This is a genomic window from Sphingobium sp. 15-1, assembly GCF_013375535.1.
Classification (GTDB): domain Bacteria; phylum Pseudomonadota; class Alphaproteobacteria; order Sphingomonadales; family Sphingomonadaceae; genus Sphingobium; species Sphingobium aromaticivastans.
This window is the reverse complement of sequence record NZ_JABXJG010000001.1, coordinates 627,095-653,273: the sequence shown is the minus strand read 5'-3', so window position 1 is coordinate 653,273 and position 26,179 is coordinate 627,095. Positions and strand designations below refer to the sequence as shown.

Below are 26,179 nucleotides of genomic sequence, written 5' to 3'. Positions count from 1 at the left end.
TCCTAGAAAGCGTAGCGGGTCTCGACCCTTCCGAACCCTTCGAATTCGGCCACGATCTCGACGCCCTTTTCCGCCGTCAGAAGACCGGTTGGGGACAAGGTGGCCAGCAGTTGACCCTTTTTGACGCCGTGGAGCGACCGAAGCAGGTTGACGCCGACGAAGATGAGGATGAAGGGGTCCTTCACCGGATGGCCGCCTGTCTCGTCGGAGACGATCTTTCCGTCGAACGTCGTGACGATCCGCATTTTGAGGAAATCCAGCGCCCGCCAGTTCGGGTCGGCTTCACCGACGACGAACCCGCCGCTCAGCGTGTTGTCGGCGTAGATTTGCGGATCCTTCTGCCCGAGAAGGCTCGCGAAGTCGGCGCTGAAGCGCGTCGCCAGAAACTCGAACGCCGGCACCGCCACAACGGCGCTCGCGACCTCTTCATAGCTATAGGGCTCTTCGCGGGGCGGAAGATCCCGTTCGGCACGGAAAAGGATTTCCGGCTCGATGAGATGAAGGTTCGCCACATCAGGGGTGATGGCGCTCCCGCTTGGCAGGATGTTGAAGATCGGAGCGAACAGATTGGGTTGTGTCGCCTTGAAGGGGAAATAGCATTTATAACCCTGCACAGGACGATCCAGGCTCCGCGAAAGCGCATTGAGTATCTGCTGGGCGTCGGCAATAGATTTCGGCCGGCAGGATTCCGGCAACCGTTCCAGCGTCAATTCCCCGCGATAGAGGGAAGCAATGAGATTTGCGGCTTCGATCGCCTGACTATTTTCCATACAGACACCCAATTAGCTGACATGATTATGCCGAAATTCCGGAGCACATTCCCATCAAGCGTCATCGACTTGCGCGAGGGGGGAATCCTGCAACCGAAATCATGAAGTCGATCACAATGCGCCGACCCTATCCGCCTCCGCGCCGATCGACAGCACCGCTTTTTTTGATGGTTGCCATAAGCCGCGGTCGATGATGCGTTGCGCGCCGCCTCCATGCCGGGATTTGCAAGACGCGGGGTTGCGAACGCCAGAGGCGCCGTCCGCGCCCCGCCGAGGCGACCGAACGAAGCGCAGCCGTTGCCGCCTTGTCCCCCCAAGCAATGCCTAAGGCGCGCCCGATCCCCTGCGGCAATCATTCCCGCTTTGCGACGATCGCTTCTCCACGGACGACCTGGCCGACGCCTTCGACCTCGACCCATAAGGCAAGCCGCAAGCAGGCCTCTCCGGCGAATTCGACCTCTTCCACGATTTCCGCGAAATAGACGGGCGCGTCGAGAACGGCCGTAATATCGGTAAAGCGCACGGTCCAACGCCGTATGGAGGATGGCCCCGCCCAATCGGTGAGCATCTTGCCCAATTGCGCCATGACGAGCATGCCTGGGACGATGACATCTTCGAAGCCCTTTTCCCGGGCGACATCGGCATCGATATGGATGGGATTATGATCGCCCGAGCCTCCGGCGAAAAGCGCGAGCTGCGCCCGGGTGAAAGCGTTCCCGGCTACAGAAGGCAACGGACGCGGCAGGTCCGATCCGGGGAGGCTGGCGCGCGGCATATCGGTCATGGCTTCTGGATCACGCCGACCATCCGCGAGCGGACGCAGAGTTCGTTTCTCTGGTTGGTGGCGCTGGTGTCGACCACGACAAAGGAAAGCTTGCCCCCCTTCTTCTCATAGCGGTCGACCACCTGTCTTTGCAGCAAAAGCACGTCCCCCGCATGGATGGGCTGGAAATATTCGAACGTCTGCTCGCCATGAAGAAGGCTTGCCGGGTCGATGCCAAGCTCCTCCGACCAGCTTTCCGACCCGAAGGCCAGGGCGCCCAGCGCATAGGAAAAGGTGGGCGGCGCCAATGGCGCCCGGAGACCAGCCGCCTTCGCCGCCGCTTGATCGAAATGGATCGGATCGCTCTCTCCAATGGCCTTGGCGAAGAGCTTCAACTGCCCCAGTTCAACGCTTATGCTGCGCCGCGACCGGCCTTTCGCTTCCATCTCTTGGTCCACGGAAATCCCCTCCGGCGAGAAGGCGTAATGGAGGGCAAAGGCGAAAAACAGATACGAAAGCCTTATGTCCGCGATAAGCCCAGCGATGGGAAATCGGGCGAGGCAAAGGCTCAGTTCACCCCGCCGAAGCAGACATATTTCTGCTCCAGATACTCGTCGATCCCATATTTGGAGCCTTCCCGCCCCAAGCCCGATTCCTTGATTCCGCCAAAAGGCGCGATCTCCGATGAGACAAGGCCCGTATTGACGCCGACCATGCCGCATTCAAGCGCCTCGGCCACCCGCCACGCCCGGCTGAGATCTCGCGAGTAGAAATAGCCGGCAAGTCCCGATCGGGTATCGTTAGCCATCGCCACCGCTTCTTCCTCTGTCGAGAAGCGAACAAGCGGTGCAACAGGACCGAATATCTCGGCGGTCATGCAGGCCATGGTCGCAGTCACGTTGCCAAGAACGGTGGGCGCATAGAAATTGCCGCCAAGATCGTGCCGCCGCCCTCCGGCCAGGACGCAGGCGCCCTGGCGGATCGCATCCAGCACCAGATCGTCGATCTTCGCCAATGCCCGCTCGTCGATAAGGGGGCCGATCTTTACCCCCTCCGCCACGCCCGGTCCAACGCTCAAGGCATTGACCGCCGCCGCAAACCGCTCAGCGAAGGCATCGTGGACGCCATCCTGCACCAGAAGCCGGTTCGAGCAGACACAGGTCTGCCCGGCATTTCTGAACTTGGAGAGGAGGGCGCCGGCAACGGCGGCGTCCAGATCGGCATCGTCAAAGACGATGAAGGGCGCGTTGCCGCCAAGCTCAAGCGACAGGCGTTTCACCGTCTCCGCGCAGGCCGCCATCAACCGCTTGCCTACAGCGGTCGAACCCGTGAAGGACAGTTTGCGAACCGTCGGATTTTGGCAGAGTTCAGCACCGATCGCAGGGGCTGCAAGGGATGTGATCACCGCAAAGGCGCCTTCCGGCACGCCCGCCCGAACCGCTAGCTGCCGGAGGGCAAGCGCGGTGAGAGGCGTGGCTTCGGCGGGTTTCACGACCATGGCGCACCCGGCCGCAAGCGCTGGCGCGACTTTCCTGGCAATCATGGCGGCGGGGAAATTCCATGGCGTGATGGCGGCGACCACGCCGACCGGCTGTTTGAGGACCAACCCGCGCTGGTCGGCCTGATCCAGATTCAATATATCGCCGTAAACCCGACGCGCTTCCTCGGAAAACCAGGCGATGAAGCTCGCCGCTGACTCTATCTCGGCCCGCGCTTCCGCCAGGGGCTTTCCCTGCTCCAACGTCAGCAGCAGGGCGAGTTCCTCCCGATGCGCAAGGACCAGATCGTGCCAACCGCGCAATATGGCCGCGCGCTCCTTGGCGGATCGCCGTGACCAGATTCTGAACGCCGCTTCCGCAGCAGCAACCGCCTCCCTCGCATCGTCCACGCCCATGTCGGCAACGACAGTCAGAAGGCTGTCATCCGCAGGGTTGCGGACCTCAAAGGTCGGAATGCCCGCCGAAGGGGGCGGACCGATCAGCGCCTCGACCGGCAATGCGGCCAGTTCATGCAAGCTCAAATCTCGTCTCCTGCTCCGGCGACAGCCCCGATTGCCGCCGTCTGCGCGACGCGATGGCGCAGACCAATCATTGCCAGGGCGCACAAAACCAGGGACACCAGTCCGCTCAATCCGCCCATCATCGCCATCGCGCGCGTATAGGTGCCCGGTCCCGCAGGCATGAAGCTCGCGATCCAGGGGATCAGCACCGGGCCGACCCCAACCCCCAGAAGCGCGATGACGAGATAATAGGCGGCGATCGCAGACCCGCGCATGCGATTTGGCAAGAGCAGGCCAACCGTGATCGGCGGAATGGAGGTGATGCCGATGGAGAAAAACATGGCGACGCCAAGCAGCACCAGCAAATGGCCGGGACCGGCTGCAACCGGCAACAAAGCGAAGGCCAGCGTCGCGGCCACAATGGCGATCGCGCAGACCAGGACAAAGGCGTTGCCCCGCTGCATACGCCGGAAAAGAAGGCCCGCCAGAGCGCCCAGGGCGACTTGCCCGGTCGGCGCCGTGAGGAGCTGCGTGAACCCGAGCGTCAGCCCGGCTTCAGCGATGCTGTAGCCATAGTCGCGCTGCAGGATGGTGGGCACCCAGGCCGCGATCGATGCGGGCGCAAGCTGCGACGAAGCCATGGCGACGAAGAAAGCCCCCAGCCCCCACCATTTGCCCGTCACCAGGGAAAGCAGCTCTCGCGCGCCGGCGCGCTCGCTATTGGCGTCCACCTCGGTTCGCTGTGGCTCGCGGATCATGAGCAACATCAGCATCGCCAACAGCAATCCGGGCACGCCAACCGCGATGAAAGTCAGGCGCCAGGGCTGAACCCAGCCGGGCACCATGCCGGATGCGACCAATGCGGTCATCGCCGCGACGACAGCGCCGCCCACGATGAATGAGCCGCCCGCGCCGATCATGCCCGAGGCGAAGAAGATGGAGATGGGAAAGGCGCGCGTCTTTGACGAGAAGAGGTCCGAGATGATCGAGGTGGCCGCGGGCGATAAGGTTGCCTCGCCTATCGCGACGCCGATCCGGCAGATGAACAACCATTGCAATGCGGTCGCGAAACCAGCGGAGATCGTCAGGAGGCTCCAGACGGTCAGTCCGCAAACGACCAGCCATTTCCGATTGCCCCGATCGACCATGATACCGATGGGAATGCCCGCAAGGGCGTAGACGACGCCGAAAGTGGCGCCGAAGAGAAGCCCGATCTGAATGTCGGTGGCCTGAAACGCAGCTTTGACCGGCTCGACCAGCAGGCCAAGGATCAAGCGGTCGACATAAGACATGAAAAAGCAGAACGACAAGGTGGCCGTCACGCCCCAGCGGCTGAACGCCAGTCCAGATCCCTTCATCGGGTTGAACCAATCGCCTTGCGCCAGCGGCGGCCGGCGCGGTTGGGCTGCGGGCTGGCCTTTTCGACATTTGATTTCATCTGCAATCCTCTCGTCGAAGATGCGTATCAGCCTCCCTCGCAAAAACCACATCCGAAACCCTTATGCAGCCGATAAGCTTGGCCGCCTTCCTGGGCAGCGCGTCGTTCAGGCGGGGCTGGCCTTATTTTCGGCGCCGGTCGAGCCGGCAATCCGCACCAGGGGGACGGGCATCAAAGCCATAAGGATTTCAGTGCTGTTTCGAAGCCATGGAGCTGCTCTACAGTCGCGTCTGCTTGATGCGAGCCGTCCATGTCGATGCCCTGATTGCCGGCAGGCAGCCGCGCATTCGCGGCGGGGCTGCACGAACGGGACGGTCATGAAGGTTGGAAATGCGGGAGATAAGGATGGATTTTGAAGGAAATGTCGCGATCGTCACGGGCGCTGGCGGCGAAGGCGGGATCGGGGAAGCGATCGCGCTCAAACTCGCGCGCAGCGGCGCATCGGTCGCGGTCGTGGACATTTGTCACGACGATCCCGACGCGCCCGGCCGCAAGCTCCCCTCATGGGACGAATTGCAAGCCGTGGCCGATCGCGTGACCGCCGCTGGCGGCACCAGCCTCGCGATCAAGGCGGACCTTACCGACGAGGACGCGGTCGAGGACATGGTGCGCCAGGTGGAGGCCCGCTTCGGCAAGCTCAACCTCCTGTTCAACAACGCCGCGGGGGGACGCAGCGCCGGCCCCATCCACCACACGCCGGTGACCCAGCTATCCCGGAAGGATTGGGATTATACGATCGCTTCCAGCCTCACCTCGGTCTTCATGTGCTGCAAATGGGCCGCACCGCTGATCGCCAAAAGCGGCGGCGGCGCGATCGTCAATACCAACACCATGTCCGCCCATTATGGCATTGCGGGCATGTCCGCCTATCTGTCGGCCAAATATGCCCTGGTGGAGTTCACCAAGATACTGGCGCTCGAACTGGCGCCGGACAATATCCGGGTGAACGCCTTTTCCCCCGGCATGACGCTCACCCCTTCCCTGCGTTTCCGTTATGAGGAAATCGCCGCCGAGCAGCCCGAATACAGCGCCGAAGAACATATGAAGCTGCGCACGGCCAATATCCCGCTCGGCCGCATGGCCGACCCTGAGGAGATGGCGGCGGTCGCCTGCTTCCTGGCCAGCAAGGAGGCAAGCTACATGATCGGCCAGACCCTTCAGGTCGATGGCGGAAGGCGTGTCTAGGACAGCCCCGGACGCCACCGTCGCGAAGGGCAGGCGGCATGGATTGGCCGCCGCCTCTGGGTTTCGACGCTTTCGAGGATCGAGCCATGTCCGACATCCTTAGCGACGAGCGCGCCATCAGCAATTTGATGGCGCGCTACGCGTTCCTGGTGGATGATGGCGATTATGCCGGCGTGGGCAGGCTCTTCGCTCAAGGCGAACTCGTCCTCAACGACAATGCCCCCGCCTCGGGCGCCGACGCGGTGGAGGCGTTTCTGAAGAGAGCGCTGAAGACCTATGACGATGGCACGCCGCGCACGCGACATGTCTTGAGCAATATCATCATCGAGATCGAAGAGCCGCGCCTGGCGGCGTCTGCGCGCTCCTATGTCACGACCTTCCAGGCCACCGAAGGTCTTCCGCTCCAGCCGATCGCCTGCGGACGCTATGAGGACCGCTTCGGACGGCGCGATGGACGGTGGGTGTTCCGGTCACGTCAAATCATCACCGGCCTCGTCGGAGACCTTCATTTTCACCGTCGCTGATTCAAGCGGCGACGCTGGACGACAGGGGAAAGAACACGCAAATGACCGCTCCATTCCCTTGCATGCGCGACCGCGCTCGGCCCGGCACGAAGTTGCTGGCATGAGCGCCGATCTGACGACGGCCGCGCGCGCCGTCCCGCCGCAATCGCTCATCCGCGCATTGCGAAACACGGTCGGCAAGCGCCACGTTCTGACGAGTCCATCCAAGACACGCCGCTTCACCACGGGCTATCGCTTGGGCGATGGGCCTGCCCTCGCGGTCATCCGGCCCGGATCGCTCGTCGAATTCTGGCGGGCATTGCGCATCTGCGTGGATGCCGGCGTCATCATGATCATGCAATCGGCAAATACCGGCCTTACCGGAGGCTCTACGCCGAACGGAACATATGACCGCGACGTCGTCGTCATCAACACCCTGCGCATCAAAGGCATCCATCCGATCGAAGAAGGCCGCCAGGTGGTCTGCCTGCCGGGCGCGACGCTCCATGAGCTGGAAACGGCGCTGCAACCGCTCGGCCGCGATCCGCATTCGGTGATCGGCTCCTCATGCATTGGAGCGTCCGTGCTGGGTGGCGTCTGCAACAATTCCGGCGGCTCGCTGGTTCAGCGGGGTCCAGCCTATACCGAACTCGCGCTGTTCGCCCAGCTCGGCGGCGACGGCGAACTGCGCCTTGTGAACCATCTCGGCATATCGCTCGGCAATGAGCCGGAGGAAATCCTGCGTCGCGTCGAGGCCGGGGCATTCGCGCCGGGGGACATCGAGCATGGCGATCATCGCCGGGCATCGGACCATGATTATTGCGGGCATGTGCGCAAGGTCGACGAGCAAACGCCGGCACGCTTCAACGCCGACCCGACGCGTCTGTTCGAGGCGTCCGGCAGCGCCGGGAAAGTTGCGCTGCTCGCGGTTCGCCTGGACACCTTCCCCAAGGATGCCGCCACCGCGACTTTCTACATCGGCAGCAACAGCGTCGCGGATTTGACGCAAATCCGCCGGGACATCCTGCAAGGCTTCGACACGCTCCCGATCTCGGGCGAGTATTTTCACCGTGAGGCTTTCGATGTGGCGGCACGCTACGGCAAGGACACCGTGATCGCGATAGAAAGGCTGGGGACGAACCGCCTCCCCTTGCTCTTTGCCCTTAAAAGCCGGGTCGACGAATTCGCGCGCAAGATCCCCCTGCTGCCGCGGCACCTCAGCGATCACCTCCTCCAAGCGGCCAGCCGATTGTTCGGAGATCATCTGCCGCCACGGATGCGGCAATATCGCGACCGCTTCGAACATCATCTCCTTCTCAAAATGGGTGGAAACGGCATTGCCGAGGCCCGGCATTATCTCGAACAGCGATACCCCGATTCCAACGGCGATTTTTTCGAATGCGTCAAAGACGAAGCGGAGAAGGCATTCCTGCATCGGTTCGCCATAGCCGGCGCGGCCATGCGCTATCGCGCGCTCCACAGCCGCGAGGTTGAGGATATTATCGCTCTGGACATCGCGCTGCGGCGGAACGACGCCGAATGGTTCGAACGGTTGCCCGGTTCATTCGACGGCAAGATCGTCAAGAAACTCTATTATGCGCACTTCTTCTGCCATGTCTTTCATCAGGACTATATTCTTGCGAAGGGCGTCGAGCCAAAAGCCGTGAAGCGCGAGCTGCTGGACATTCTCGATCGCCGGGGCGCGGAATATCCGGCCGAGCATAATGTCGGCCATGTCTATGGGGCGAAGCCATCGCTCGTGGAGCATTACCGGACCCTCGATCCCGGCAACAGCTTCAACCCGGGAATCGGCGGCACGTCGAAAGCCGGGCATTGGGCCTGACGATGGTCGATCGTTCCTCCACTCTCATAGCAGTTCGGCTATGGCTGGCATAATCGCATCATTCTAGCCTCTCACGCGCCGCTGCCTTATTTGTTGATGCATTCTTCCGCGACGTGCCCCGCCGTCTGGTTGAACTGATCGCCGCGAAGGGGACAGTTTGGCGAGGCGGCCGGTCGCTCGCCATCATAGGGTGGAAAAGGTGCGCCTGGAGAGGTCATGGCTGTGTCGATGCTTGCCCACGTCGGGTCTGGGCTGGCGCATCGATGCCACCGCTTGCTGGTCCGTCGGCCTTGTCGCCCGCAAATCCTGAGGAGCATAGCCATGGAACCCCGTTCGACCGACAATGACAGCTTCAAGCGGTGGACGATTGGCGCGGTGCGCGTGACGCGTGTTCTCGAACTGCCTCCGGTCAATGCCGATCCCGCCATTTTCATCCAGACCAGCAAGGAAGAGGTCGTCAAGCGGCGAGACTGGCTTTGCCCCGACTTTGCCGATGAGGAAGGCAATATCACGCTGCACTTCCAGGCCTTCATCATCGAGGCCGGCGGCAAGCGCATCCTGGTGGACCCATGCGTCGGAAACGACAAGGAGCGTGACATACCGGCATTCAACAAGCTCAATGGTCCCTTCCTGAAGCGTCTGGAAGAGGCGGGCCTGCCGCGCGAAAGCATCGATTATGTGCTGTGTACGCACCTCCACCTCGATCATTGCGGCTGGAACACGATGCTGGTGGATGGAGCCTGGGTGCCGACCTTCCCCAATGCCCGATATATCTTCGCCAAGGCGGAATATGAGCATGTCAGGACCGACGATCATCGTGACTCCATCGCCGTCATGGGGGATTCGATCAGGCCAGTGATCGACGCCGGTCTGGCGCTCTTCGTCGATCCGGATTTTGCCGTCGTCGATGAAGTCCGCCTGGAACCCACGCCGGGCCATACGCCGGGTCATTGCTGCGTCGTCATTTCTTCCCAGGGCCGGGAAGCCGTCATCACCGGGGATCTCATCCACCATCCCGTCCAAGTCGCGATCCCGGATGTCGGAGACAATTTCTGCTGGGATCATGACATGGCAAGGTCGACGCGCCGAACCGTCCTGGAACGTGTCGCAGATCGAAGCTCCCTCTTGCTGGGATCGCATTTTTCCGGTCCGACCGGCATTTATCTGAAGCCTGACGGCGACGCCTGGATCGTTGATCGCACCGCTTCCCCCGATCACGCCCTGCCGCCCGCATCCCAGGCATGATCGACCGGGGGAGCGCGCCCGATCGGCGCAATTGCCGCCCAAACGGACAGGATGCATGACGGATAAACCGATCATCGGCAGTCGCAACGAATCGAAGCCCGGAATATTCCGCACCGGGCCGCGACGGCCCTTTGCGGGTGCCCCGTCCAGCGACAGGGACATGCGTGATGAAGCCCTTGCCATTCCGGCGTTCGATCGAACATCTTGAACCTGTAGCGCTCGGCCCGCTCGACATTGTCCGTTCGATGAGCCGACGCCGTCACATGCAATAGCCAACTTCAACCAGCAGCGTCGGGATTGTAATGATCATAAGCTCGGGAGCGGATTTTCGGCAGGCAGCAAAGCGCCGCTTGCCGCGCTTCCTCTTCGACTACATAGACGGCGGCGCCTATGGCGAGGATACGCTTCGCCGGAACGTCGAGGATCTCTCGCATATTCAGCTTCGCCAGCGCGTGCTGCGGGACGTATCGGACGTCAGTCTCGAAACCGCATGGTTCGGCAAGAAACTAGGCCTCCCCGTCGGGCTGGCGCCTGTCGGCCTGACCGGGATGTACGCCCGGCGTGGAGAGGTTCAGGCCGCACGCGCCGCGCGGCTCCGCAACATTCCGTTCTGCCTCTCGACGGTTTCGGTCTGCGACATCGCGGAGGTGGTGCGCGGCGCAGGTCCGATCTGGTTCCAACTCTATGTGATCAAGGATCGCGCATTCATGCGCGACCTGCTGGCCGTTGCCGCCGAACAGGGCTGCGAAACGCTGGTCTTCACGGTCGATATGCCCGTGCCGGGCGCCCGCTATCGCGATGCCCATTCCGGCATGTCCGGCCCCTTCGCCCCGGCCCGGCGATTGATGCAGGCCCTGGGAAAGCCAGGCTGGGCATGGGATGTCGGCCTTCGCGGCCGCCCCCACCGGCTGGGCAATGTCGCGCCGGTCCTGGGCGCGAACAGCGGACTTGCAGACTTCATGGGCTGGCTGGCCGCCAATTTCGACCCAGCCATCGAATGGCGCGACCTTGAATGGATAAGATCCGTCTGGAAAGGTTCCCTTGTCATCAAAGGCATTCTCGAGCCGGACGATGCGCGATCCGCGCGCGACCTGGGCGCCGATGGGATCGTCGTATCGAACCATGGCGGACGGCAACTTGACGGGGCTGTCTCGACCGCCGTCGCACTCCCCGCGATTGCCGACGCCGTCAGGGGCGATCTCACCATCCTGGCCGACTCCGGCGTGAGGACGGGGCTCGACGTCCTGCGCATGCTCGCACTCGGCGCCCACGGCGTCTTGCTGGGACGCGCCTGGGTCTATGCTCTGGCGGCGCGCGGCCAGGCTGGCGTGGAAACGATGCTGGACCTTATCGAACGCGAGATGCGCGTCGCCATGAGCCTGACGGGTTGCAGACGCATCGAAGAGGTCGACCGCAACATCCTGGCCTGAACATAAGGGCGGCGGGTTCTCGCCTGAACAATGCCGCGTCAGCGGGAGGCGTATTGACGTCCGCGGGTCGCCAGGGCCCAGCGCTGCGGCGTGGCGTCAGCCACATTTTCCCGCACGAAGCACTGGCCGCGGCGAGCCTGGACGGCGCGGCAGAGCGCGGCCGCCTCGGCCCGGTCGTCGAAGCCGCCGACGGCCAAGCGAGCCAGCGTCGCGCCGTTCACCGTGATCTGGCTGGTGACGACCGGCAGGTTCGCCAAAGCGCCGTTGCGACGGGCCATGGCGAACCATTTTTCCTTCGCTATGGCCGTGTTGTCGTAAGCGCCGAGCTGAACCACCCAATTGCCGCGCCCCTTGCCGACCGGGTGGAAGGCTGCATTCTGGACGCGCGCGGGTTGCTGGACGCGGACAGGCTGAGCGGCGCGAACCGGCGCGGCCTGATGCGGTGCGGCAAAGCGGAAGGGAGCCGCGATCGTCTGGATCATCGGCGCCTGGATCATCGGCGCCTGGATCATCGGCGCGGGCGCTTCGGCCGCGGCAGGCTGTGGCGCCGGATCGGCAGAAGCGATCTCGACCGGTACGGGTTCGGCGCTTGGCGCGGCGGGCAAGGGCTGCTCGGCGGGAGCGGCCTCCGCCATCCGGACCGGCGCGGGCGCGAGAGCCAGGGCGACCGGCTGGCCTGCATCGGCTCCGTTGATCGTCACGCCCATCAAGGCCGCCACCCGCTGCTGCGAAAGGCCGGGCGCGGCATTCTGCGCCCATTGGGTGATGCGCTCGTTGGCGGCGAGCGGATCGAGGTCGAAGCCCGCCATCATGCGCGCATCCTTCCACCGGCCGGCCAAAGCATAGGCATAGGCCAGATTCTGGCGGGTGCGCGCCGTGGCCGACGGATCGTGGATCACTTCGGAAAGGATGCGAACGCCTTCCGGCGCGTCGCCCGCCATCGCCATGGCGAGACCATAGTCGGCGGCAGGCACGATGTCGGCATGGTTGGCGAGCAGGTCGCGGGCGGCGCGATCCTTGCCCAAGGCAACTTCCACCAGCGCGAGAGTGATGATGGTGCGCGCATCGCGATTGCCCAGCGTCATGGCGTCCGTCAGCGCGGTTTCGGCCGAAGCGAAGCGGCCGTCCGCCACATAGGCGCGGCCAAGCAACTGGCGATAGCGGACATCCTGCGGCGCGGCCTGCACGGCGGCTTCCGCCAGTTCCACCGCCTGGGCGCCATCGCGATCGGCCAGCGCCTTTTCGACATTGGCAGCAAGACGATCCGGATTCTGCTTGGGAGCGATGGCACTGGGGCGGAAGGCCGCACCAGTGCATCCCACCATGGTCGTGCCGATGAGCATCGACGCAACCGCTGCTTTGGCGAAGGCCTTGCGCTTCATGGCTTGCAAACCCTTAATTGTCGCCGCGAGCGCGCGGCAGTTGCTGGGCCAGCCGGTCGATCTCCGGCAGGCTGCTGAGGAACGAGTCGAGCGCTTCGGTCACCATCTGCTGCGCCGAACGGCCGATAATAGCGCTGGCGAGCCGCAGCTTCAGATGACGGTCAGCATCGAGCCGCAGCGTGAAGGCGGCCTTGCGGCCCTTCCCCACGGCCGAAGTGCGGGCCTTGGCGGGCTTTTTCGGCTTCGCGGCCTTGGCCGGGACGCTGGCTTCGGCAATGCGTTCGGCCAGTTCCTCACGCTCGGTCACGACGACGGGCACCGGAGCCACGACAGGAACGGCGGTCATCGGCGTCAGACCGGCCACGGAGCGGGATTCGGCGGGCGCCGGTTCGGGCTGCGTTACGTCAAAGCCCATGTCGTTCCAGCCCAGATCCTCCTGGAGCGCATTGGCTCCAGCGGTCAGGCCAAATACCGGACGGCGCATGGCGGGTGAAGCAGCGCCCTTGCGAGCCAGCAGGCCCGAAGTCAGCGAGGCGAGCGGTTTCGGTTCGACCATGATATTCCCCTCCCCTTACTGCGAGACCCGGCGGCCGAAGCCACCGCTTGCCGGACGGACCGTGCCTGCCGCGCCGACCGCATTGTGGGGCACGGAAAAGACGGTGCGGCGGAAATTCTTTTCGAGCCGGTCCGAAATATAGGTCCAAAGCTGGGTGACCTCTCCGGCGGAACGGCCCTTGGGGTCGACCTCCATCACCGTGCGGCCGTCGATCATCGAAGCGGCGAAATCAGTGCGGTGGTGCAGCGTGACCGGGGCGACCGTGCCATGTTGCGACAGGGCGACGGCGGCTTCGGAGGTGATCCGCGCCTTGGGCGTCGCGCCGTTGACCACGAAGATCAGCGGCTTGCCCGCACGTTCGCACAGGTCGACCGTGGCGCCCACGGCGCGCAGGTCGTGCGGGCTGGGACGGGTCGGGACGACGATCAGCTCAGCGACCGAAATGACGCTCTGGATCGCCATGGTGATCGCAGGAGGAGTGTCGATGACGGCCAGCTTGAAACCCTGCTGGCGAAGGATTTCCAGGTCGGCGGCAAGGCGCGCGACGGTGGTCTGGGCGAAGGCGGGATATTCGGCCTCACGCTCGTTCCACCAGTCGGCCAGCGATCCCTGCGGGTCGATGTCGATCAGCACGACCGGACCTGCGCCCGCCATCTGGGCCTGAACGGCCAGATGCCCCGACAGGGTGGTCTTGCCCGATCCCCCTTTTTGCGATGCCAATGCCAATATGCGCACGCAACTTCCCCCAGAAAATCCAATGGGAACAGGGAGTGCCACAGGCCCGCCTAAGAATTGGTTAATCCGCGCGGAAGCCTGAAAGGCGGTTAAAAAGGCGATGTTCTTAATGCTAAGTCGCTATTAACCTTGCAGCGGCATAGGATCGGGCAAGAACCCATTGGGAGCATGAACATGAGGCGTATCTGGGGCGTGCTGGCCGCTGGAACGATATTGGGCCTGGCGCAACTGGGACTGGCTGGCGCGGCGCTGGCCGATGTGAAGACCGGCGTCGATGCCTGGCAGCAGGGCGACTATGCCAAGGCCATCGCCGTCTGGCAGCCGCTGGCGCAGGCCGGCGATCCCGATGCGCAGTTCAACATGGGACAGGCCTATAAGCTGGGCCGCGGCGTGAAGGCCGATCCGGCCACCGCGATCGATTGGTATCGCAAGGCGGCAAAGCAAGGTCATAGCCGCGCCGAAGACAATCTGGGGCTGCTGATGTTCCAGCAGGGCGACCGGGCAGGCGCCCTACCTCATTTGCAGCGCGCCGCCGACCGGGGCGAGCCGCGTGCGCAATATATTGTCGGCACGGCCCTGTTCAACGGCGACTTGACGACGAAGAATTGGGTGCGGGCCTATGCGCTGATGACGCGAGCGTCCGAATCCGGACTGGCGCAGGCGACGGCAAGCCTTCGCCAGATGGACAAATATATTCCGCAGGATCAGCGCAATGACGGCATCGCCATGGCGCGATCCATTGGCCGGCAGGAGAAATCCGGGTTGGCGGCCGAGGAGCCTCCTCCAGCGCCGGTGTCGCGGGACGCGCCCAAGCCGATCCGCACGGCGGAATTGCCGCCTTCGACTCCGCCCAAGCCAAAGCCCGTCGAAGCGGCCCCCGCCGCCAAGCCTGCCACGGCCGCGAAAGTGGCCGTAGCCAAACCTGCCGCGCCCAAGCCTCCCTTGCCCAAGCCCCCCGTCCCCAAGGCGGCGAGCGGCGGATGGCGCGTGCAGATCGGCGCATTCAGCGCGGAAGCGCGCGCCCGGACGCTCTGGAGCCAGCTTAGCGCCAAGGTCAGCGGCTTGTCCGGCTATCAGCCCTATATCCTGACGAGCGGCGGCGTGACCCGGTTGCAGGCAGGACCGGTGGCGAGCAATGCCGAGGCCAGCAAGCTGTGCGGCGCGATCAAGGCGGCGGGCGCGGAGTGCATGCCCAAGAAGATGTGAATCTTACCAGCGCTTGGAATTTTATTTCAAGCGTGCGATAATGGGGCTTCATCACGGAGCGTCCCATGTCGGTCGAAAATCAAACGGTGATCAACGCGTTGGTGGAAGGGATTTTGGGTGCGGAGGCGGCACGGGCGACGCTGAATGCGCTCGATGTCGATCCCGTGCTGATGTCGGAACGCGGCCCCCATGTTTCCCGCGCCGCTTTCGCCATGGCGATGAACATCGCCCTGTTTAATGACCTGCTGGAGCGGGTGCCGAGCGGCGCGGCCTATGTCGCTGACCGGCTGGCGCGCGGGGGCAAGGTGGTGTTCGATCATGGCGCCCTGCGCACTGTGCGGCTGGCCGAGGGACCGACCGGGGAATTGCCGCCGGGCGAAGAGGCGTTCAGCCGGATATTGGCGCCCCTGGGCTATGAGATGGCGGCGGTCTATCCGCTTGATCGGCTGCGGATGACCGGGCGGGCCTATCGCCATGCGGACCTGCCCGAAACCATTCCGCAATTCTTCCTCTCGGAACTGCATGTCGACCGCTTCGACCCGGAATTTGCCGAGGCGGCAGTACGCGTGTTCGGCACTTCCCGCGACCCATTGACGGTCGAGGCCAAGGCGGTGCTGGAAAAATATGCGGACGGCCGCCCCGTTTCCCTCGCGGAAGCTGCGGCGGCGCTGCCGGTGATCGTCGCGGCCTTCGACCGGCAGCATGAGCCCGCCAGCATCGAGGATTATGAACTGCTCCTCTCCCGATCCCATGAAGCCGCCTGGATCGCGACGGAGGGCAATGCCTTCAACCATGCGACGGACAGGGTGGCGGATGTCGCCGGGCTGGCGGAGCGGCTCAAGGCGGAGGACTGGCCGATGAAGGACAGGCTGGAAATCTCCCGAACGGGGCGGGTGCGGCAGACGGCCTTCCGCGCCGATACGGTGGAGCGGCTGTTCGCCGGGGATGAATTGCGGCGGGTGCCGGGATCTTTCTATGAATTCATCAGCCGGGACATCGATCCGGAAACCAGCAGGCTGGACCTGGCCTTCGACACCGGCAACGCGACAGGCATTTTCGCGATGACGAGCGCGCAGGACGAAGGAAGCGCGTAACGGGTTGATCGAGGCGCGGGCTTGAGGCAACGGGTTCCCCTGATTTGCGGGGGAGATGCGCGTTGACTGATCCGGTTGTTCCATCCTGGGTGCTGACCTTGGCCTGCGCCGATCGGGTGGGTATCGTCGCGGCGGTGAGCCAGTTCCTGGCCGAACGCGGCGGCTTCATCACCGACAGCCAGCAATATGCCGACCGGGAAGCGGGCCGCTTCTTCATGCGCGTTGCGTTCGAGGCGACTGATGAGCGCATGAGCGACACCGAACGGCTGCGCCAGGAATTCGCCAATGTCGGGACGCGCTTCGCGATGGACTGGCGGTTGACGGCGGCGGATGAGAAACCGCGCATGCTGATCGCGGTGTCCAAGGGGTCGCATTGTCTGGCGGATCTGCTGCACCGCTGGCAGACGGGGACGCTGGCTGTCGACATCATGGGCGTGGTGTCCAACCATCCCGACATGCGCCGGATCACGGAGTGGCACGGCATTCCCTATCATGAACTGCCGCCCAATGGGGACAAGGCGGCGCAAGAGGCCGCGCTGCTGGGCATTTTCGATCGGACGCGGTCGGAATATCTGATCCTGGCGCGCTATATGCAGGTGCTGTCGGAGGAGTTGGTCGAAGCGCTGGAGGGGCGCTGCGTCAACATCCATCACAGCTTCCTGCCGGGGTTCAAGGGGGCGCGACCCTATCACCGGGCGCATGAGCGCGGGGTCAAGCTTATCGGGGCGACGGCGCATTTCGTGACCGCCGATCTCGACGAAGGGCCGATCATCGAGCAGGCGGTGGAGCGGGTCGATCATCGCGCCACGGCGGAGGATATGATCCGGATCGGGCGGGACATAGAGGCGCAGGTGCTGGCGCGCGCGGTCGGCTGGCTGGCCGATCGGCGCGTGTTGCAGAATGGCGGGAAGACGGTGGTGTTCCGGTAGGATTGGGGTGGAGGGGCGGCTTGAATGGGTGGTTTCCTGCCGTTTCCATAATCGTCACCCTGAACTTGTTTCAGGGTCCATTCCTCCGGATTGAGCCTTGGTTCGTGGGGAGAAATGGATGCTGAAACAAGTTCAGCATGACGAATGAGGGATAGGCCAGCTTATGTCCCCTATTGGCCAAAGCCAGCCAACCCTATCTCACCCCCTGATTATCACGCCAATTTCCGCGCCCGTTCGCGCCACGCTTCGGCCAAGACCGGCATGTCCGCCAGCGCCCACACCGCCTCTGGCTCGGCTTTGTGTCCCCCGCCGATCAGCAGCCGGAACACCCGCGCTACCGGCCAGTCAGGCAAGGGCCGCTCCAGCAGGTCCATCCTCGTGCCCGCCTCGGCCTCACCTTCGCGGATGACGCGGAAATAGATGCCGCAGCGCGCCGTCTTCACGATGGTCGCCATCACGTCCCTGGCGCCGAAACGATGATCGAGCTTCCAGCAGGGCTGCCGCCCATGGCTCACCTCGATCACCGCGCTGCCCAGGGAGAAGCGGTCGCCCAGGCAGATTTCCGCCTCGGTCATGCCGCGGGACGCGATATTCTCGCCAAAGGCGCCCGGCTGGTCGAGCAAAATATGGCCCGGCTTCCGGTCCCGCCACCAGCCATAATGGTCCTGCGGATAGAGATGAACCGCCTTGTCCCAGCCGCCATGATGCTGGGTATCGGCCACGCCGTCCCCTTCCAGGCCAAGCCAGCCGATCCGCACGGCCCCCTTCACCGGAGTCTTGGCGATGGCGCTATATTCGCCGTCCCGAAACGGAACCGGCCTGCCGGTCAGCAGCGCATCGACGGTCATGAAACAGGCGGTCATGCCCTTCCTTGGCACGGAAGCCGTCGGCAGGGAAAGGCCGCTCGACGGGAAAAGGCATCAGGCCGGGGAAAGCTCCGATCCCAGCTTCAGCACTTCGCTGCCGCTGTCGGTCGTCACCAGATAGGCCGGATTCCGGCTGGAACCGTTGCGGCGTATGACCGCGCCTTCGATCTTGCGTTCGACATGCTGGTCGAACCGCTCGGCCACTCTTCCGCGGCCGACGCCTTGCCCCCAATTCCACTTGACCCTCGCTCCTTTGCGAAAGCTTTCGGTCATCAAGCATTCTCTCCTATAGGGAACAACCGCGCCGGCCGGTGATCATGGCTGCCGACAAGCAAAAATCCCGAATGCGGTCGCGGTTCCCTTGGGTTTTGCGATTGTCTGGTTTAAGGGCGGCGGATGGATGTTAAGGGGCTTCGCGTCGCGCTCTTCAGCGGCAATTACAATTATGTTCGCGATGGCGCGAACCAGGCGCTCAACCGCTTCGTCGGCTATCTGCTGCGGCAGGGCGCGGCGGTGCGGGTCTATTCACCCACCACCGACACCCCAGCCTTCGATCCGGCGGGCGACCTGGTCAGCGCGCCGTCCGTCCCCGTGCCGGGGCGCAGCGAATATCGGATTCCCTATCGTCTTTCGGGCGCCGTCCGCCGCGACCTCAAGCGCTTCGCGCCCAATCTGGTGCATGTCTCCAGCCCCGATCCGCTCGGCCACCGCGCGATCAGTTGGGCGCGCGCGCGCGGCCTGCCCGCCGTCGCTTCGGTCCACACCCGCTTCGAAACCTATCCGCGCTATTATGGCCTCGCCTTTCTGGAGCCGCTGATCGAATCGATCCTGCGCCGCTTCTACCGCCGCTGCGACGCCATCGTCGCGCCGTCCGAATCGATGGCGCAACTGCTGCGCGAACAGCGGATGAGCTATGATGTCGGCATCTGGACCCGCGGCATCGACCGGGAGATCTTCAACCCCGGCCGCCGCGACATGGCGTGGCGCCGGTCGCTGGGCATAGCGGATGACGAACCAGTGATCGGCTTCATCGGCCGATTGGTGATGGAAAAGGGCCTCGACGTGTTTTCCGACACGATCGACCATCTGACGTCCAGGAATGTGGGGCACAAGGTCCTGATCGTCGGTGAAGGCCCGGCGCGCGAATGGTTCGAAAACCGCCTGCCGGGTGCCGTCTTCACCGGCTTCCAGAAGGGTCCGGACCTGGGCCGCGCAGTCGCCAGCATGGACATGCTGTTCAACCCCAGCGTCACGGAAACCTTCGGCAATGTGACGCTGGAGGCGATGGCCTGCGGCCTTCCCACCGTCGCCGCCCGCGCCACCGGCAGCGAAAGCCTGGTCACCGAAGGCGTGACCGGCCGCCTGATCCGCCCCGGCGCGATCACCGCCTTTGCCGATGCCCTGAGCGCCTATTGCACCGATCCGGCCGCGCGCGCCGCCGCCGGGGCGGCCGCCATGTGCGAAGCGGAGCGCTATGGCTGGGATCAGGTGAACCAGGCGCTGGTCGACACCTATGTCCGCGTGATCCGCCAGCGGGAACATGGGGCGTTGGTGCGGTCCAGCCCGGTTCCCTGATCAAGAGCGTTCCCTGAAAGCCAAAGCCTTCCTATATCGGGGCCGATGGCTGATCTTTTCGCTCCTGACGACCTGCCCACCACGACCCCGGCGGACGCGCCGCTGGCCGACCTGCTGCGCCCACGCACCCTGGCCGAAGTGGTCGGACAGGATCATCTGACCGGTCCCGAAGGCGCCATCGGCCGCATGGTCGCGGCGGGAAGGCTCTCCTCGATCATCCTCTGGGGTCCGCCGGGCACGGGCAAGACCACCATCTCCCGCCTGCTCGCGGACGCGGTGGGGATGCGCTTCGAACCGATCTCCGCCGTTTTCTCCGGCGTCGCGGACCTCAAGAAAGTCTTCGCCGCCGCCCGGGAACATGCCCGGCGCGGCGAAAAAACCCTGCTCTTCGTGGACGAAATCCACCGCTTCAATCGGGCGCAGCAGGACGGCTTCCTTCCCTTCGTGGAGGACGGCACCGTCACTTTGGTCGGCGCGACCACCGAGAATCCCAGTTTCGAGCTTAACGCGGCGCTTCTTTCCCGCGCGCAGGTGCTGATCCTGCGCCGGTTGGACGCAAGCGCTCTCGAACAATTGCTGGACCGCGCCGAAGCGCTGACGGGCCGCCCCCTGCCCCTCGATGCCGCCGCCCGCGAAGCGCTGCTCGCCAGCGCCGACGGCGACGGCCGCTTCCTGCTCAATCAGGTCGAGACTCTCTATTCGATCGACATTCCACAGCCGCTCGACCCGGCGGGCCTATCCGCCCTGCTCCACCGCCGGGTTGCGGTCTATGACAAAGGCCGGGAGGGCCATTACAACCTCATCTCCGCGCTGCACAAAAGCCTGCGCGGATCGGACCCGCAGGCGGCGCTCTATTATCTCGCCCGCATGCTGACGGCGGGCGAGGAACCACTTTATGTCCTGCGCCGCCTCGTTCGCTTCGCCGTGGAGGATATAGGCCTGGCCGACCCGCAGGCCGTTGTCCAGTGCCTCGCCGCCAAGGACACTTATGAGTTTCTCGGCTCCCCCGAAGGCGAACTGGCCATCGTCCAGGCCTGCCTCTATTGCGCCACCGCGCCCAAATCCAACGCCGCCTACAGCGCCATGAAGGCCGCGTGGAAATCCGCCCGCGAAACCGGATCGCTGATGCCGCCGCAGAATATTCTGAACGCCCCGACCAAGCTCATGAAGAATATCGGCTACGGCAAGGGCTATCAATATGACCATGACGCGGCGGACGGCTTTTCCGGCGACAATTATTGGCCGGAGGAGATGCAGCCCCAGCGCTTCTACGCTCCCTCCGAACGAGGTTTCGAAGCCCGCATTGCCGAACGTCTTGCCTATTGGGACCGCCTGAAAGCCGAACGCCGCGGGAAATGACGCCGCGCTTCGTCCGCTATGCCGTCATCGACTGGTCGGGCGCCAAGGGATCGCGCCACAAGGGTATAGCCGTCGCCCTTTGCGAAGCCGGAGACGCGGTTCCCACGCTCCAGCATCCAGACGGCGGCGGCTACTGGTCCCGCCGGGCGGTCGCGGACTGGCTGATCCGGACGGCCCGCGAAGCCCCTACCCTGTTCGGCTTCGATTTCAGCTTCGCCCCGCCCTATGTCGCCCGCCAGAGCTATCTTCCCGGCGACGAGGTGCCGACCGCCGGCCCGGCCTTCTGGGCCTATGTCGACAGCATTTGCGAGGATGAGGATCTGGGCGCGGCCAGCCTGCTCGAACGCACTCACCGCCGCCATTTCTATTTCGGCAAGGCGGACGGCATCAAGGCCGACTATATGCACAACCGCGCCTGTGAAGCGCATTACAACGCGCAGGGCGGGGGCAAGCCCTCCACCGTCTACGACGCCATTGGCGCCGCGCAGGTGGCCAAGGCCAGTTTCGCTGGGATGCGACTGCTCCACCATGTCCACGCCCATGTGCCGGTCTGGCCGTTCGACCCGCCGCCCAAAATCGGTTCGCTGGTCGTCGAAATCTACACCAGCGTCGCCGCCCGTGCCGCCGGACGCCCCAAGGGCAAGGCCAAGATGCGTGACCTTGCCGCACTGAACGACGCGCTGTTCGCTGTCGAATCGCAGCCGCATCTGGGCCTGCCGCCGGACGATCACGGCGCCGACGCGATCCTGACCGCCGCCTGGCTACGCCGCGCCGCGCTCCGGCCCAGCCTGTGGACTCCCGCGCCGCTCGATGAAAAAATCGCCGCAACAGAGGGCTGGACGTTCGGCATCATCTGATAGTAAGGCGCTCCCCGTCCGAAACGGACGCGCCGGATTAGCACAGCGGTAGTGCAGCGGTTTTGTAAACCGAAGGTCGGGGGTTCGATCCCCTCATCCGGCACCATATCGGCCCATTCGCTTGCGGCGCGGGCCGCTTCACCCGATAGCAGCGACATGGCACTGATACTTCAAAGCCTGAAAAGCTGGGCACGCGCGCTGAAGGTCGACATCGTCGCCCTATGGCTTGCCGCCCGCGACAGCCGCACGCCCCTTATCGCCAAACTCGTTGCCGCGGGGGTTGCGGGCTATGCGCTCAGCCCTGTCGACCTCATTCCGGATTTCATCCCGATCCTGGGCTATCTGGACGACCTCATCATCCTTCCCCTGGGCATCATGCTGGCGATCCGCCTTATCCCGCCCCCGCTGATGACCGAATTCCGCAGCCAGGCGCGGAATATGGCGGAACGTCCGAAAAGCCGGACCGCGATGGTGCTGATTATCCTGCTGTGGCTGGGTGTGACGCTTCTGGCCGGCCTCTGGGCAATGCGCCGCTTCGCCTGATATCCCCAAAAAGCAAAATGGGGGCCGGCATTTCTGCCGGTCCCCACTTCCGTCGTGTCTCTCGATCCGCTTCTCTTTCAAGATGCGATCATCGGACTCGGCGTGCGATAGGTCCGCCTCAAAGGCTTTGCTATCGTGTCGGCTCCGTTTGTTCGGCCGGTCGGCCGTTCTCCCGCAGCCTGTCCTCTTTATTCGATGCCCGACGTTCACTTTCGCGCGTGCACGGCATCGTCTATTGAGAACCATCGGATTTCCACATTTTCCTTCCGGTCCATGCTTCTTTCCCGACGCTCGAAAATCCCTTCAAGTTACTGATTTCTCACTGACTTTGGCATCCAGATTTCTCTGTCTCCCGGTCTTTCCGATAAGAAGATGCTCTCACCAAAAGCGAGTCGCTCAAAGCGGAATCTTGCACTTCGAAGACGGATTCGCCCTAAAGCTGTGGATAAATGTGGATAATTTTTTCCAGGCGATTCAGACTCCCGGCGCCCACCCTTCCGGCGCCAGCGTAAAGCCCGAAAATTCGAAGCCCGGGACCACGGTGCAACTTACCAACGCCCAACCGCCCATGGGCTGTGCCGCCTGCCAGTGATGCGCCGGAACCCCTATTTGGGGCTGCTGCCCCGCCAGCACATCGCCGCCGAGCAGACACTCCCGCACTGGACCGCCCTCCGCCGCGATGGCGAGGGTGATCGGCGCGCCGGCATGCCAGAACCAATGTTCATCGGCATCGACCCGATGCCAGCGAGAATGCTGATGGGCCTCCAGCAGAAAATAAATCGCCGTCCCGGCGGCCCGCTCGCTAGGGGCATTTCCCGCCCGCCAAGTCTCCCGAAACCATCCGCCTTCGGGATGAGGCGAAAGGCCAAGGGCGTCGATCAATGCCTTGGCCGCCCGTCCGTCGCGTTCATCCATCGCCTCGCCTCGAATTTTATCCATTGAAAAACAATAGGATGTGTCGTTGTCGCAGGTTCATGCAACCTCGATCAATATGGATGAGTTGAACGACCAAAGCACGTCTTTTGGAGGAGAAAAAATGCGTAAAGCCCTTATGGCCCTGGCCGCCGTTTCGCTGGCCATTCCCGTTTCGATGGCCGTCCCCACGGATGGCGCGAATGCCCGCCGCCATTATGAATATCGCGAATGGCGCGGTCGTGACGGTCGCACCTATTGCCGCAAATCCAACGGCACGACCGGTCTGATCGTCGGCGGCGTCGGCGGTGCGCTGGTCGGCCGCGCGATCGACACCCGTGGCGACCGCGCCACCGGCACGATCCTGGGCGCCGCAGGTGGCGCGCTGCTGGGCAAGGAAATCGACAGCAAGCGTCGCTGCCGCTGAAGGCCATGAAAAAGGGCGGCTTCCCGATGGGGAGCCGCCCTATTCATATGTGAAGCTTCGAAAAGCTTATTCGGCGGCGCCGCGCGCGTCTTCAACCTTGAAAGCCACGGCCTGGCCACCCGAAACGCCCGACACGCGGCCGTTCTTCACTGACAGGTTGAAGGCAACGGCGTCCGGGTAACGACGGCCGGAAATCACCTTGCCGGTCTTGGTGTCCTTGACGTCATACACATAGGTGTAACCTTCGTGCGTGAACTTCTGCTTGGGGGCGTCTTCGGCATGGGCCGAAGCATTCGCGGCGCCCAGGGCGAAAAGGGCGGAAAGGACAAACTTGGACAGCATTCGCATGGGTAAACTCCTTGTGAATGCCGATCAAACACCTCTGGAACATTCTTTTCTGTTGATGCCGATTTATGGTGCGCTGCGGCAAAACGACAATCGCAAACAAAGGCGAAACGATTGCATTTCCCGCAACCGCTTGCTCAAGCCTTTGATAAAGCGACGATATGCTTGAACTCCGCCTCGGTCAGCGGCGACACGGACAGGCGCGACTGGCGGATCATCACCATCTCGGCCAGCGCCGGATCGGCCTTCATGGCCTTCAACGTCACCGGCTTTTCGAACTTTTCCTTCGGCCCGACATGGACGGCGATCCACTTGCCCGTATCGTCGGTGCTGTCGGGCGCGGCTTCCTCGACAATCTGCATGATGCCGACCGCCTCGACGCCGATATTGCTGTGATAGAAGATCGACAGGTCGCCCTTCTTCATCGCCTTCATATTGTTCTGGGCGGCATGGTTGCGCACGCCGTCCCATTCCGCCTTCCCCTTTGCGACCAGATCGTCATAGGAAAAGACATCGGGTTCGGATTTCATCAGCCAGTAGTTCATGGCTTCTCCTTGCATCAGCCGCGAAGGGCGATCAAGGATGTGCGCATGGCCGCGTGGCGCCCGGATGGCGCGCCAGGCCGATCCTATTGATTTCGGAGAATGAAAGTGTCGCAATCGGTGCTGGAACAAGTGCCTGTCCTCTCCATGGCGGAGATGACGAAGGCCGATTTTTCCGCCGCCTTTGGAGGTTCCTTCCAGCGTTTCGGTTTCGCCATGGTGAAGGACCATGGCATGGATCAGGCGCTGATCGACAAGGGATGGACGCTCGCCCGCCGGTTTTTCGCGCTGCCCGAAGAGGCGAAGCGCCGTTACGATGCCAAATATAATGGCGGCCAGCGCGGCTACACGGCCTTCGGCGTGGAAATCGCCAAGGGCGCCAGCGAGAACGACCTTAAGGAATTCTGGCATGTCGGGCGGGATTTGCCCGAAGGCGATCCGTTGGCGGACACCATGCCGCCCAATGTCTGGCCGGACGAACTGCCCGAATTTCACGAGACTTTCGCCAGCCTTTATGCCGAGTTCGACAGGGTGGGCGCTGAACTGCTTTCCGCCATCGCGCTATATCTGGGCTTGGAAGAGCGCTGGTTCGACCAGCCGGTCGAGAACGGCAATTCGATCCTGCGGCTGCTCCACTATCCGCCTGTGTCCGCGGGAGCGCCCGGCATCCGCGCCGGGGCGCATGAGGACATCAATCTCATCACCCTGCTGCTGGGCGCCGAGGAAGGCGGGTTGGAACTGAAGGATCGCGGCGGCAACTGGCTGCCCGTCGTGCCACCGCCGGGCGCGCTCGCCATCAATGTGGGCGACATGCTGCAACGGTTGACCAATTATACCCTGCCCTCGACCAGCCACCGCGTCGTCAATCCGCCGCCGGAAAGGCGCGGCTATTCGCGCTATTCCATGCCCTTCTTCCTGCATTTGCGGCCGGATTTCCTGATCGACGCCCTGCCGCAATGCGTGGACGCGGAGCATCCCCGGCGCGATCCGCCGATCACGGCGCATGATTATCTGACGGAGCGGTTGCGGGAGATCGGGTTGATCAAAGGGTAAGGACGGAGATTTAGGGAAACGTCATGCTGAACTAGGTTCAGCATCCATCGTGCCTCCGGAGACGGCCGCGCATGAGGAGCAATGGATGCTGAAACAAGTTCAGCATGACGATTGGGAAAGGGTCAGACTTAAGCCTACCTCCGCCCGCGTCCCATGGTGATGCCGATCTCCTCGCCTTTCTCGCTGAGGGCGAGTTTCACGATCTTCACCTCGACATGGCTGACCTTGTCGTCCTGAAGGAAGATCGTCTCGATGATATGGTCGGCTACCGCCTCGATCAGCGTGAAATGCTGTCCTTCCGGCAAAGCCGTGGTCGCGGCATGCTTCAGGTCCATATAGTTTTTGGAGCGCGACAGCGGCGTATCCGGCTCATAATGATCCGCGATCTTCAGTTTCGCGCGGATCGATATGCGCAGCGGCTGCGGCAGGTGCGTCTCCTCCGAATAGATGCCGGTCAGGACATCCACGTCCAGATTATTCACCTCCAACGTCAGAAAATCGTCAAATCCGCTGTTCATAGCTCGCCACATTCGACCTTTCCCTGCTGCGGGCGGGGTCCAGTTTAGACTTTTATTTTGCGAGCCACGCGCTAAAGCCCGCCGCTCTTGGCGCGTCCATGCGC

Annotated in this window: 28 protein-coding genes and 1 tRNA gene; 15 read left to right on the top strand and 14 right to left on the bottom strand. The window is 63.4% G+C overall.

What is annotated here, in order from left to right; translation table 11 throughout:
• Window positions 1–2: 2 nt before the first annotated feature.
• The 5 genes from HUK72_RS03040 to HUK72_RS03020 all read right to left on the bottom strand — a co-directional run bounded on the left by HUK72_RS03040 (window position 3) and on the right by HUK72_RS03020 (window position 4,890).
• Window positions 3–770 (bottom strand): hypothetical protein, encoded by a 768-nt coding sequence (locus tag HUK72_RS03040; RefSeq protein ID WP_176595472.1) that lies wholly within the window; start codon window positions 768–770, stop codon window positions 3–5.
• A gap of 352 nt (window positions 771–1,122) precedes the next feature.
• Window positions 1,123–1,554 carry a MaoC/PaaZ C-terminal domain-containing protein gene (locus tag HUK72_RS03035; RefSeq protein ID WP_176595471.1) on the bottom strand — a complete coding sequence of 144 codons (432 nt, stop codon included), beginning with the start codon at window positions 1,552–1,554 and terminating at the stop codon, window positions 1,123–1,125.
• Complete coding sequence (locus HUK72_RS03030) at window positions 1,551–1,991, bottom strand: MaoC family dehydratase N-terminal domain-containing protein (RefSeq protein WP_218035901.1); 441 nt, start codon at window positions 1,989–1,991, stop codon at window positions 1,551–1,553. Before HUK72_RS03030 ends, HUK72_RS03035 begins: the two co-directional genes overlap by 4 nt.
• A gap of 110 nt (window positions 1,992–2,101) precedes the next feature.
• Window positions 2,102–3,547, bottom strand: coding sequence for an NAD-dependent succinate-semialdehyde dehydrogenase (locus HUK72_RS03025; protein ID WP_369805979.1), 1,446 nt, complete (start codon window positions 3,545–3,547; stop codon window positions 2,102–2,104).
• 2 nt (window positions 3,548–3,549) lie between these two features.
• Window positions 3,550–4,890, bottom strand: coding sequence for an MFS transporter (locus tag HUK72_RS03020; protein WP_176595469.1), 1,341 nt, complete (start codon window positions 4,888–4,890; stop codon window positions 3,550–3,552).
• Window positions 4,891–5,315: 425 nt separating this feature from the next.
• On the opposite strand from HUK72_RS03020, the gene HUK72_RS03015 reads away from it, so the two are divergent.
• The 5 genes from HUK72_RS03015 to lldD all read left to right on the top strand — a co-directional run bounded on the left by HUK72_RS03015 (window position 5,316) and on the right by lldD (window position 11,176).
• Window positions 5,316–6,155, top strand: coding sequence for an SDR family NAD(P)-dependent oxidoreductase (locus HUK72_RS03015; RefSeq protein WP_176595468.1), 840 nt, complete (start codon window positions 5,316–5,318; stop codon window positions 6,153–6,155).
• An 86-nt stretch (window positions 6,156–6,241) separates the two neighbouring features.
• Entirely contained in the window at window positions 6,242–6,679 is a 438-nt protein-coding gene (locus HUK72_RS03010) for a nuclear transport factor 2 family protein (protein WP_176595467.1), read from the top strand.
• A gap of 100 nt (window positions 6,680–6,779) precedes the next feature.
• On the top strand, window positions 6,780–8,501 hold the full coding sequence (gene dld, locus HUK72_RS03005; protein ID WP_176595466.1) for a D-lactate dehydrogenase: 1,722 nt from the start codon (window positions 6,780–6,782) through the stop codon (window positions 8,499–8,501).
• A gap of 321 nt (window positions 8,502–8,822) precedes the next feature.
• A complete protein-coding gene (locus HUK72_RS03000; RefSeq protein ID WP_176595465.1) occupies window positions 8,823–9,746 on the top strand; it encodes an MBL fold metallo-hydrolase in 924 nt (307 codons plus the stop codon).
• Between the two features lie 302 nt (window positions 9,747–10,048).
• Window positions 10,049–11,176: an FMN-dependent L-lactate dehydrogenase LldD gene (gene lldD / locus HUK72_RS02995; protein ID WP_176595464.1), complete on the top strand. Its 1,128-nt coding sequence runs from the start codon at window positions 10,049–10,051 to the stop codon at window positions 11,174–11,176.
• Between the two features lie 38 nt (window positions 11,177–11,214).
• Here lldD and HUK72_RS02990 read toward each other — a convergent pair whose 3' ends face one another.
• Genes HUK72_RS02990 through HUK72_RS02980 form a run of 3 tightly spaced genes read right to left on the bottom strand, consistent with a single transcriptional unit; the run spans window position 11,215 to window position 13,849 of the window.
• Entirely contained in the window at window positions 11,215–12,558 is a 1,344-nt protein-coding gene (locus HUK72_RS02990) for an SPOR domain-containing protein (RefSeq protein ID WP_176595463.1), read from the bottom strand.
• A 13-nt stretch (window positions 12,559–12,571) separates the two neighbouring features.
• Window positions 12,572–13,114: a hypothetical protein gene (locus HUK72_RS02985; protein ID WP_176595462.1), complete on the bottom strand. Its 543-nt coding sequence runs from the start codon at window positions 13,112–13,114 to the stop codon at window positions 12,572–12,574.
• A gap of 15 nt (window positions 13,115–13,129) precedes the next feature.
• Window positions 13,130–13,849: a ParA family protein gene (locus tag HUK72_RS02980; RefSeq protein ID WP_176595461.1), complete on the bottom strand. Its 720-nt coding sequence runs from the start codon at window positions 13,847–13,849 to the stop codon at window positions 13,130–13,132.
• Between the two features lie 168 nt (window positions 13,850–14,017).
• Between HUK72_RS02980 and HUK72_RS02975 the strand changes: the two genes are divergently transcribed.
• From HUK72_RS02975 to purU, 3 genes are all read left to right on the top strand, one after another.
• Complete coding sequence (locus tag HUK72_RS02975) at window positions 14,018–15,055, top strand: SPOR domain-containing protein (RefSeq protein ID WP_176595460.1); 1,038 nt, start codon at window positions 14,018–14,020, stop codon at window positions 15,053–15,055.
• Between the two features lie 65 nt (window positions 15,056–15,120).
• Window positions 15,121–16,149: a DUF1338 domain-containing protein gene (locus HUK72_RS02970; RefSeq protein WP_176595459.1), complete on the top strand. Its 1,029-nt coding sequence runs from the start codon at window positions 15,121–15,123 to the stop codon at window positions 16,147–16,149.
• A gap of 89 nt (window positions 16,150–16,238) precedes the next feature.
• Entirely contained in the window at window positions 16,239–17,078 is an 840-nt protein-coding gene (gene purU, locus HUK72_RS02965) for a formyltetrahydrofolate deformylase (RefSeq protein WP_369805978.1), read from the top strand.
• Between the two features lie 212 nt (window positions 17,079–17,290).
• Here the strand turns inward: purU and HUK72_RS02960 are convergent, their stop codons facing one another.
• Window positions 17,291–17,941, bottom strand: a complete 651-nt coding sequence (locus HUK72_RS02960; RefSeq protein ID WP_176595457.1) for an MOSC domain-containing protein — start codon at window positions 17,939–17,941, stop codon at window positions 17,291–17,293.
• Window positions 17,942–17,998: 57 nt separating this feature from the next.
• On the bottom strand, window positions 17,999–18,217 hold the full coding sequence (locus tag HUK72_RS02955; protein ID WP_176595456.1) for a DUF2945 domain-containing protein: 219 nt from the start codon (window positions 18,215–18,217) through the stop codon (window positions 17,999–18,001).
• A gap of 123 nt (window positions 18,218–18,340) precedes the next feature.
• Here HUK72_RS02955 and HUK72_RS02950 point away from each other — a divergent pair, with 123 nt between their 5' ends.
• From HUK72_RS02950 to HUK72_RS02930, 5 genes are all read left to right on the top strand, one after another.
• Window positions 18,341–19,519, top strand: coding sequence for a glycosyltransferase family 1 protein (locus HUK72_RS02950; protein WP_176595455.1), 1,179 nt, complete (start codon window positions 18,341–18,343; stop codon window positions 19,517–19,519).
• Between the two features lie 45 nt (window positions 19,520–19,564).
• Window positions 19,565–20,878 carry a replication-associated recombination protein A gene (locus tag HUK72_RS02945; RefSeq protein ID WP_176595454.1) on the top strand — a complete coding sequence of 438 codons (1,314 nt, stop codon included), beginning with the start codon at window positions 19,565–19,567 and terminating at the stop codon, window positions 20,876–20,878.
• The gene (locus tag HUK72_RS02940) at window positions 20,875–21,735 is read left to right on the top strand and encodes a hypothetical protein (RefSeq protein ID WP_176595453.1); all 861 of its coding nucleotides are present in this window, start codon (window positions 20,875–20,877) and stop codon (window positions 21,733–21,735) included. Before HUK72_RS02945 ends, HUK72_RS02940 begins: the two co-directional genes overlap by 4 nt.
• A gap of 31 nt (window positions 21,736–21,766) precedes the next feature.
• Window positions 21,767–21,841, top strand: a tRNA-Thr gene (locus HUK72_RS02935).
• Between the two features lie 50 nt (window positions 21,842–21,891).
• Window positions 21,892–22,278 (top strand): YkvA family protein, encoded by a 387-nt coding sequence (locus HUK72_RS02930; RefSeq protein WP_176595452.1) that lies wholly within the window; start codon window positions 21,892–21,894, stop codon window positions 22,276–22,278.
• Window positions 22,279–22,752: 474 nt separating this feature from the next.
• Here the strand turns inward: HUK72_RS02930 and HUK72_RS02925 are convergent, their stop codons facing one another.
• Entirely contained in the window at window positions 22,753–23,193 is a 441-nt protein-coding gene (locus tag HUK72_RS02925) for a cupin domain-containing protein (RefSeq protein ID WP_176595451.1), read from the bottom strand.
• A gap of 121 nt (window positions 23,194–23,314) precedes the next feature.
• Between HUK72_RS02925 and HUK72_RS02920 the strand changes: the two genes are divergently transcribed.
• Window positions 23,315–23,617: a glycine zipper 2TM domain-containing protein gene (locus HUK72_RS02920; RefSeq protein WP_066561591.1), complete on the top strand. Its 303-nt coding sequence runs from the start codon at window positions 23,315–23,317 to the stop codon at window positions 23,615–23,617.
• 66 nt (window positions 23,618–23,683) lie between these two features.
• Here HUK72_RS02920 and HUK72_RS02915 read toward each other — a convergent pair whose 3' ends face one another.
• Window positions 23,684–23,965, bottom strand: a complete 282-nt coding sequence (locus HUK72_RS02915) for a hypothetical protein (protein WP_255325600.1) — start codon at window positions 23,963–23,965, stop codon at window positions 23,684–23,686.
• Between the two features lie 134 nt (window positions 23,966–24,099).
• On the bottom strand, window positions 24,100–24,507 hold the full coding sequence (locus HUK72_RS02910; protein WP_176595450.1) for an EVE domain-containing protein: 408 nt from the start codon (window positions 24,505–24,507) through the stop codon (window positions 24,100–24,102).
• A gap of 105 nt (window positions 24,508–24,612) precedes the next feature.
• On the opposite strand from HUK72_RS02910, the gene HUK72_RS02905 reads away from it, so the two are divergent.
• Complete coding sequence (locus HUK72_RS02905) at window positions 24,613–25,557, top strand: isopenicillin N synthase family oxygenase (protein WP_176595449.1); 945 nt, start codon at window positions 24,613–24,615, stop codon at window positions 25,555–25,557.
• 134 nt (window positions 25,558–25,691) lie between these two features.
• Here HUK72_RS02905 and HUK72_RS02900 read toward each other — a convergent pair whose 3' ends face one another.
• Entirely contained in the window at window positions 25,692–26,075 is a 384-nt protein-coding gene (locus HUK72_RS02900) for a dihydroneopterin aldolase (protein ID WP_176595448.1), read from the bottom strand.
• Window positions 26,076–26,179 lie beyond the last annotated feature (104 nt).